9 protein-coding genes and 1 tRNA gene are annotated in these 7,386 nt (G+C 43.3%); 4 read left to right on the top strand and 6 right to left on the bottom strand.

The annotated features are described in order from the left end of the window. A partial coding sequence (locus tag H6G48_RS24645; RefSeq protein WP_190723726.1) for a helix-turn-helix domain-containing protein occupies positions 1–152 on the bottom strand: 152 nt, incomplete at its 3' end. A 144-nt stretch (positions 153–296) separates the two neighbouring features. Next, positions 297–632, bottom strand: coding sequence for a type II toxin-antitoxin system PrlF family antitoxin (locus H6G48_RS24640; protein WP_190723725.1), 336 nt, complete (start codon positions 630–632; stop codon positions 297–299). A 274-nt stretch (positions 633–906) separates the two neighbouring features. Between H6G48_RS24640 and H6G48_RS24635 the strand changes: the two genes are divergently transcribed. The 4 genes from H6G48_RS24635 (at position 907) to H6G48_RS24625 (ending at position 5,149) form a co-directional block, all read left to right on the top strand. Further along, positions 907–2,085, top strand: a complete 1,179-nt coding sequence (locus tag H6G48_RS24635; protein WP_190359395.1) for an AI-2E family transporter — start codon at positions 907–909, stop codon at positions 2,083–2,085. 715 nt (positions 2,086–2,800) lie between these two features. Continuing rightward, a complete protein-coding gene (locus tag H6G48_RS27660; RefSeq protein WP_012267246.1) occupies positions 2,801–2,995 on the top strand; it encodes a TLTLP motif-containing protein in 195 nt (64 codons plus the stop codon). A gap of 161 nt (positions 2,996–3,156) precedes the next feature. Next, positions 3,157–3,666: an inorganic diphosphatase gene (locus H6G48_RS24630; protein WP_004162542.1), complete on the top strand. Its 510-nt coding sequence runs from the start codon at positions 3,157–3,159 to the stop codon at positions 3,664–3,666. Positions 3,667–4,465: 799 nt separating this feature from the next. Further along, positions 4,466–5,149, top strand: a complete 684-nt coding sequence (locus H6G48_RS24625) for an N-acetylmannosamine-6-phosphate 2-epimerase (protein ID WP_190723724.1) — start codon at positions 4,466–4,468, stop codon at positions 5,147–5,149. A gap of 263 nt (positions 5,150–5,412) precedes the next feature. Here H6G48_RS24625 and H6G48_RS24620 read toward each other — a convergent pair whose 3' ends face one another. The 4 genes from H6G48_RS24620 to speB all read right to left on the bottom strand — a co-directional run. Beyond that, positions 5,413–5,556, bottom strand: coding sequence for an RING finger protein (locus H6G48_RS24620; RefSeq protein ID WP_190723723.1), 144 nt, complete (start codon positions 5,554–5,556; stop codon positions 5,413–5,415). 81 nt (positions 5,557–5,637) lie between these two features. Further along, entirely contained in the window at positions 5,638–6,687 is a 1,050-nt protein-coding gene (locus H6G48_RS24615; RefSeq protein ID WP_190723722.1) for an aromatic ring-hydroxylating oxygenase subunit alpha, read from the bottom strand. An 80-nt stretch (positions 6,688–6,767) separates the two neighbouring features. Beyond that, positions 6,768–6,841 (bottom strand) — tRNA-Val (locus H6G48_RS24610). Between the two features lie 46 nt (positions 6,842–6,887). Next, positions 6,888–7,386 (bottom strand): agmatinase (gene speB, locus H6G48_RS24605; RefSeq protein WP_190723721.1); only part of this gene is annotated, 499 nt, incomplete at its 5' end.

Raw genomic sequence — 7,386 nt, 5'->3', positions numbered from 1 at the left:
ACATATCCTACTCTTTCTTGTCTTTCATACCAAGCTTGTGTTCTGAGATGGAGAGCTTTATTGTAAACTAATCTTACACAGCCCAAAGTGCGCCGCAATAGCGACTCTTGTTCTGGTGTCGGGTAAAATCGGTAAGAATAGGCTTTTTCCATGTCTCATATTTTAGCATATATTTCGTAAACGATGCTCATATTTAACAGCAAAGCCGCCGTAAAACGGCGGGGTTTCAGACCCAAATTTTCGATGAGCAAATATGTTCCATCCATTAATTATTAGGGGCTGATCTATAGACAACCTTATTCGTCCTCATCCACAAGTGGTGCATCAAGATCCAGATCAACCCCACAGACCAAAGATTGAACATGACTGACTAGGTTAGAACTAATTGCCTGTATGTGTTGAGGGTTCTGTTCCATATCTTGTGCAAGAAAATTCAGAAATTTCCCAAGCACCGGATCATTTTCTTCTGCTCCGTCAGCCTTGGAAATCCATACTTTGCCGTTAGGCTGTATGTTGTAGCAGATTTTATCACGCTTATTCAAGCCAAGGGCTTTGCGAACAGAATCGGGAATTGTAGTCTGATAGCGATCGGTAAGAGTGGATTCTGGGCATGGGGCCATCGTTGCAGCCATAGCGACCTCTAAGCCTGTCTATAAAAACTAGATCTTGATGGTAATGCAAGTGCATTGTCTCGTCAAGTATGGAGTGACTAGATCTACAGCCTAACGGATGCGTTCACCTTAAATGTCGGCAGGATGCCCCCGTTACACCCATAAGGTTGTTGTAGTAAACCTACACCTGTCAGCATCTCACACCCCATCACCCCACTTCCCCCCGGTTGAGTTAGCGGGTTCGGCTTCGATCTGTCAGAATACAAGTATTGAAACAACCCTTTTAAGAGGCTTCATGGTGGAAGTTAAAGTCGTTCCCCCGAAACGCAATTGGGTTCAGACGTGGTGGCAATCCCTGAATTCCTTATCTCGCTTACTGGTGATTGCTCTAGCTGCACCACTTGTCGTCCTGAATGTCTGGGCATTATCGGCAATTTTTGGCTATTTTGAATCTTTATTTGTTATTTTACTGATAGCGGCCGTTCTATCTTTTCTCTTGGGTTATCCGGTGACTTGGTTGGAACGTCAGGGATTAAAACGGGGTTTAGCTGCAATCGTGGTTTCCCTGATCACGATTTTAATTTTTGTGGCCGTGGGAATAACCCTAGTTCCCTTAGTCTTCACCCAAGCACAGCAATTTGTCAACAGATTGCCAGAATGGTTAGACTCGGGACAGCGCCAACTGATGCAACTAGATACCAAAATCGACACGATGAATCTGCCGATTCCGATCAGTTTCGATGGTGTTATCGCTCAGTTTAACAGTCGTTTAGGGGCAGAATTGCAAATTTTAGCGGGAAGAAGCGTTAATTTAGCCCTTAATCTCACGGTTTTTACCGTGGTGCGGGTGCTTGATGTGCTGCTAACCATTATCCTCACCTTTTATCTACTTCTCCACAGTCCCGATATCTGGAGGAGTATTATCCAATGGTTGCCCAAACCCGTCCAACAACCCTTTTCCCTAACCCTACGCTTAAGTTTTCAGAATTACTTTGTCGGACAGGTGATTTGCGCCACCTGCATGGCCCTGGGATTAGTCACGGCATTTTTATCGATTAAAGTCCCTTTTGGTCTCCTATTCGGTCTGTTGATTGGCACCATGGCCTTAATCCCTTTTGGGGGAACTGTCGGCATTGTCACGGTGACAGCTTTACTAGCTTTGCGCGATATTGGTTTAGCTCTGCAAGTTTTAGCCGTAGCTGTAGTGGTGCAGCAAATTGTCGAAAATGGCATTGCTCCCCGGATTTTGGGCAGTGTCACTGGGTTAAATCCCTTTTGGGTGTTGGTCTCGGTCTTGACGGGGGCGCGAGTGGGCGGTTTACTGGGGGTGATTGTCGCGGTTCCCATGGCAGTAATGATCAAGGAAGCTTTGGAGGTTATCCGTCAAGTGACACCAGAGGAGACAAAACACGGGATAATTAAACCCTCTCTCCCCCTAGAATCAGAATCCTCTAGCGAGGTGGTTTCTCGCTGAAGAATGACTGACGGCATGATCTAGGGCGATGTGAGCAGTAATATTGGCCGGGATAAATCGGCAATTTTCTCGCAGGTTCTTGGCTTTTCTCCCTCGATCGAGTTATGATATCCATATTGGTAGATTAACTCCACTTGCCCTGATCGCCGTCCCTGACGGATGCCTTGCTGGTCTCTGGGGCCTGGCTTATTGGGAGATTAGCTAACCAATTATCTCTAAACTCGGATAATTTTAAGAAAAGGTCAATGTCTATCCCGATAAATAAGCAAAAAATCGATATTTTGGTTAAATAGGCTACATTAACAGCCAGCTTTCTATCGTAAGCTCGAAGTTAAGACATAAAGTCAATATCACCCTCCGATTGCAATGAAAAAATGTTTGGATCGCTTAAGGTTTAAGCCTTTCAGACATTTTTTTTGTGGATTGATACTAAATCCAGTTATTAAAAACTGATTTAGTATGACATGGACAAACACCAACAGACCATGATCTGGAGAGATCGTCAAGAAAAGTATCAGAGGGAACTCCTGGAAAAAAATGGGTAAAATATAATTAGTAGGGAGAGTATTGCCGTTAATGTTTCGCTTTTTAACGAGACGTTAACCAAGCTCAAAGGCAAAAAATAGCAGTAATTTGCTAAAAGCTAAAAGCCGATGGCTGACTGCTCTATATATCTCTCGTATTCTTTACTTGTCGAGTTCAACACGACCCCTTTATGGAATCAAGCAACCCGTCAGGGAAGACTTCCGAACCTCCTAGTCATAGGTGGGCCAATTTACTCGGAACCATGATCGCAATTCTGACCCTAACGTTACCCTTGTTAGCGATTGGATATAACTCCACGCCTAACTATACCGAAGAACCCCTTACCGGTAACACATCCTACTCCCTAACGAGGCAAATGAGGTGACAGAATTGAGATAGACGATTGCCAAAATAAAAATTTTTTTCTTCGTCCCGATCCCCCTTATGGGTAAAATTTGGATCGGAGTTAATCAAAGTGTGTTTTAATTTTGCTTGCGCTTTTAGGTGACTCTAAAGGCGCTATTGTCTTGTATTTGGAGAAAGCTTGTGGATTTATCGCGCATTCCTGCCCAACCGAAACCAGGTTTAATTAACGTTTTAGTGGAAATTACCGCCGGCAGTAAGAATAAATACGAGTTTGATAAGGATTTAAACGCCTTTGCTCTCGATCGCGTTCTCTATTCTTCGGTACAATATCCCTGTGATTATGGTTTTGTTCCCAATACCCTCGCCGATGATGGCGATCCTTTAGATGGTATGGTGATCATGGATCAGCCTACTTTCCCCGGCTGTGTGATTACGGCGCGTCCCATTGGTATGTTAGAAATGATCGATGGTGGTGATCGCGATGAAAAAATTCTCTGTGTTCCCGCTAAAGATCCTCGTTATGCTGAGGTAAAATCCCTCAAAGATGTCTCTCCCCATCGCTTGCAGGAAATCGCCGAGTTTTTCAAAACCTATAAGAATCTAGAGAAAAAAGTCACAGAAATTCTCGGTTGGAAAGATGTGGACGCAGTAACCGCTTTAGTTGAACAGTGTATTGCTGCTTATAAGTAAGGTTTGCGGCAAAAAGTAGGGGCGAAGCATTCGGATAGGAAATCTAGGGTTTCAGCGATAGGTTATGCCCGAATGCTTCGCCCGTACAGGACGCGGGCCGATGAAGATGTAAGGTTTTGAAACATGATTCTCTCAAAATCTTGCACCTGTGGGAGCGAAAAAAGACCCTAAGACCCTTACCTAGTCTATATTTCACATTTATTCAGCCAGCCCTAAGTAATCTAAGTCCAAAATCAGTTATCAGTTATCAGATTTGAGTTTTAAGTGAACGATGCCCATTAGACATAGACCTAATATTATTCCAAGGCTAAAAGTTTTTCTGCTTAAGAGATTTATGCAAATAGAAATGGTTTAATTACTCCATATTTTTTCAATAAAATTGAATTAGCAACGAAAGATGTATATCTCAATTGTCGAACTACTTAATTAGGGTTTGCTGAATAATGGTAAAACCCTTTTAAAATAAGGCTTTTGACCTGTTAAAATCCGATGTTCATGCTGCGAAAATCGGATTGGGACTCTCAAAAACCTGGCATTATCCTTCTTGTAGTACATAAATTGGTACGAAAAGAGAGGGCAACAAAGCCTGAAACTCCTGAATAGTGACTCCTGACTCGGAGACTCCTGACTCCTTAACCCCACCAACAAACTTTTTCAGCACACCCTAATTAGTACACAAGAGAAAAGTAAGCTGTGATTGGGTTATAATTCTTGGAGATGTCTATTGACAAGTTTGGCTCTCTTTTCACTGATTACTGATTACTGCTCACTGATAACTGAAATCCCCGCTCCTCAATTTATGAGAATAGAAACCTTAAAATCAGGTTTAATCGTCTCCTGTCAAGCACCAGTGGAGTCATCTCTGCACGATCCTGTAATTATTGCCGCCATGGCTCATGCTTGCGTGGATAGGGGTGCTTGTGGGGTCAGAATTGATAGTCCCGCTCATCTGAAAGCCACCCGTCAACAATTGCCGGATATACCGATAATTGGGCTCTGGAAACGCAATTATCGCGATTGTTCGGTATATATTACTCCCAAATATCAAGATGCTCTCGCTATTGCCGATGCGGGTGCCGATATCATTGCCTTGGATGCTACCCCAAGAAAGCGTCCTAATGATGAAAATTTAGCCACAATTATCGATCGTATTCATCAGGAAACTGGTAAATTAGTCATGGCAGATATAGACTCGATCGAAAGTGCTATTTATGCCGTGGCAGCCGGTGCTGATATTGTCGGTACAACTCTTTACGGTTACACAGAAGCAACTAAAAATCTACCACCGCCGAGTTTTTCTTTCCTAGAAGAATTAGTTAATAAGTTATCAGTTCCTGTTATCTGTGAAGGAGGAATATCGACTCCAACAGAAGCAAAAAAAGCCCTCGAAGTTGGTGCATATTCGGTAGTTGTTGGCACGGCAATTACAGGGATTGATTTAAAAACTACCGCTTTTTTACAAGGAATTTTATCAAAAGATTAATGGGAGGGAAAAAAACAAAAAGTTTAGCCGCACCTCCTAAAATAGCGACAACCAAAGCGATTAAAATCCCCCGGTTTGTGAATTGCTGATAGGCAATCCCTGCGGTCAATCCGTTAATTTTTTCGTCACTACAATGGATAAACCCGTTAACTTTTCTTAACGTACCCATGTTTATTGTAATATTTCTTAATAGACAGGGATGGATCATATTTGCTAAAAAGGAGATCAAGTCAAAAAAAAGAACCCTTGGCAACCTCTCAAAATTACCCGATGATATTATCAAAATTAGCCACAGCAAGAGGATTTAATGGCGAGACTTGTAGGCCTAGTTTAGGACAATGATTAGACTTAGAGAAAGCCTTAGATTTATGAAAGGTTTCCCTGATTTGTACCCAGTAAGAGGACATCAGAAATTCTCTTAATCCCTCCTAAAGCAGAGGTTATCACCTTTTGTCAAAGGGGAAGTCCAGTCATAAAATGATCAAATTCTAACTGCGCCACCGTAAAATTTGTGCTTTAATGGGGTTGACAAAATACCGTTTTTCTGCTTGAGATTTTTCGTATTCTTGCTTGAGGCGATAATACCATTTGGCCTGGGTATCGGCATCATCAATTAACATCAAAGCTGGATGATAACTAAGTCCCTCCTGTTGTTTAATCACCACATCGCGATCCTGTTTGAGGAATTGTCGAGTTAAATAACGCAAAAGAGGGGTTAAAAATGCCAACCAAGGGATCGTATAGTATAAACTTTGATGGACTTCGCAGTGATTTTCATCGATGGGAGTAATTGCCGTAAAAGCACAGGCTAAATGGCGGTCGCCTCGTAGTATTTCTGTACGCACCGAGGGCAATTCAAAAACAATTTCAATCGATACTTTATTACCCAAAATTTTATAAGGTTTCGCACTTACAGGCATATCATAGGGGGCAAGACGAAAACCGAGGGGAACAGGTTCGTATTGTTTTTCCTTGACCCGAAATTGGCGCGGACCGCTGCGCCACCACCAAGAAGTATGAACGTAGGGACCGTGGGCCGGATCCATCAATCCCACCACTGCATGGTCAATATTGCAGTCAAAAGTGATAGTTTCGGCTATTTTGGGGGTAAGTTTGCCAAAATCGGCAATAGTCGGCACAGGGGGCAGATTTTCTCGATTAATTTCTCTTTTTGAGTCTGCTGGAATAAACACCCAGATATGACCTTGTATTTCACGACAGGGATAACTGGTGACACAAATTCTGCTAATATCAAGGCGATCGTGTTCCGTTAATGAGGGGATCTCAGAACAAACGCCATCGCTAGTGTTAAATTTCCAGCCATGATAGCAACAGTACACCCCATCCCCTTCAATCCAGCCATGGTGCAGCGGAATGCCACGATGGGGGCAAATATCCCGCAATGCGAACACTTCTCCATCCTCTCTCCTCCCGACAACAATCGGTTCACCTAGCATTTTTTTGGCCATTAGCTGACCGGGTTTAAGTTTATTTGCCGGTGTGGCCACATACCAAAAGTCGCGCAGTAAGCTAGTCATAGGGTTTGTCTGGAGAGCTTCGATCGTTCATCCTATCATTAGAGATGAAGGTTATGACCGGGACTAGGGCAGATAATTTATGGACGTAACTGGATTCGAACCAGTGACCCCATCGATGTCAACGATGTACTCTAACCAACTGAGCTATACGTCCGCACGAATTGTTATTATAACACGATTGCTTCTAATTAGGCAAGCCCCTAGGCAATAAATTGATAGCCAATTAACTTATAAATTAACTTGGCAGTGGTAAATTCTGAGACCACCGAATCACTAATCGGGGCCAATTCCATCACATCGCAGCCAATCACCTGATGAGTTTGGAAAAGACGACGGAGAAAGCCTAGGGTTTGATGCCAACTTAACCCCCCCGGTTCCGGGGTTCCCACCCCCGGAATTAAAGCCGGATCTATACCATCCACGTCTATGGTTAAAAATACTTTCTCGGTGGTAATTTTGGCGATCGCTTTTTCGATCCAATTCGGATCACCGGCGATATCTCGATCCCAAATCACGGGAATCTGCTGTTTAGCGATTAATTCCGCTTCTTCTCGACAAATAGCCCGAATTCCCACGGGTAAGGTCGGTAAACCCATTTCTAACACCCGACGCATCACACAGGCGTGGTTATGGTGGGAGCCTTCGTACTCAAAACGCATATCGCCATGGGCATCAATTTGAACCACAGTAAAAGGTTCC

The sequence above is a fragment of the Microcystis flos-aquae FACHB-1344 genome (genome assembly GCF_014698375.1).
GTDB classification, from domain to species: domain Bacteria; phylum Cyanobacteriota; class Cyanobacteriia; order Cyanobacteriales; family Microcystaceae; genus Microcystis; species Microcystis aeruginosa.
Note: the sequence above shows the minus strand (reverse complement) of the source record. Positions and strands in the feature narration are given on the sequence as shown.

What these genes read in the sequence shown, in the direction of transcription:
- H6G48_RS24640 (WP_190723725.1), bottom strand. Translation starts at nt 632, where the DNA reads ATGGCTGCAACGATGGCCCCATGCCCAGAATCCACTCTTACCGATCGC.
- H6G48_RS24635 (WP_190359395.1), top strand. Translation starts at nt 907, where the DNA reads ATGGTGGAAGTTAAAGTCGTTCCCCCGAAACGCAATTGGGTTCAGACG.
- H6G48_RS27660 (WP_012267246.1), top strand. Translation starts at nt 2,801, where the DNA reads ATGGAATCAAGCAACCCGTCAGGGAAGACTTCCGAACCTCCTAGTCAT.
- H6G48_RS24625 (WP_190723724.1), top strand. Translation starts at nt 4,466, where the DNA reads ATGAGAATAGAAACCTTAAAATCAGGTTTAATCGTCTCCTGTCAAGCA.
- H6G48_RS24620 (WP_190723723.1), bottom strand. Translation starts at nt 5,556, where the DNA reads ATGTCCTCTTACTGGGTACAAATCAGGGAAACCTTTCATAAATCTAAG.
- H6G48_RS24615 (WP_190723722.1), bottom strand. Translation starts at nt 6,687, where the DNA reads ATGACTAGCTTACTGCGCGACTTTTGGTATGTGGCCACACCGGCAAAT.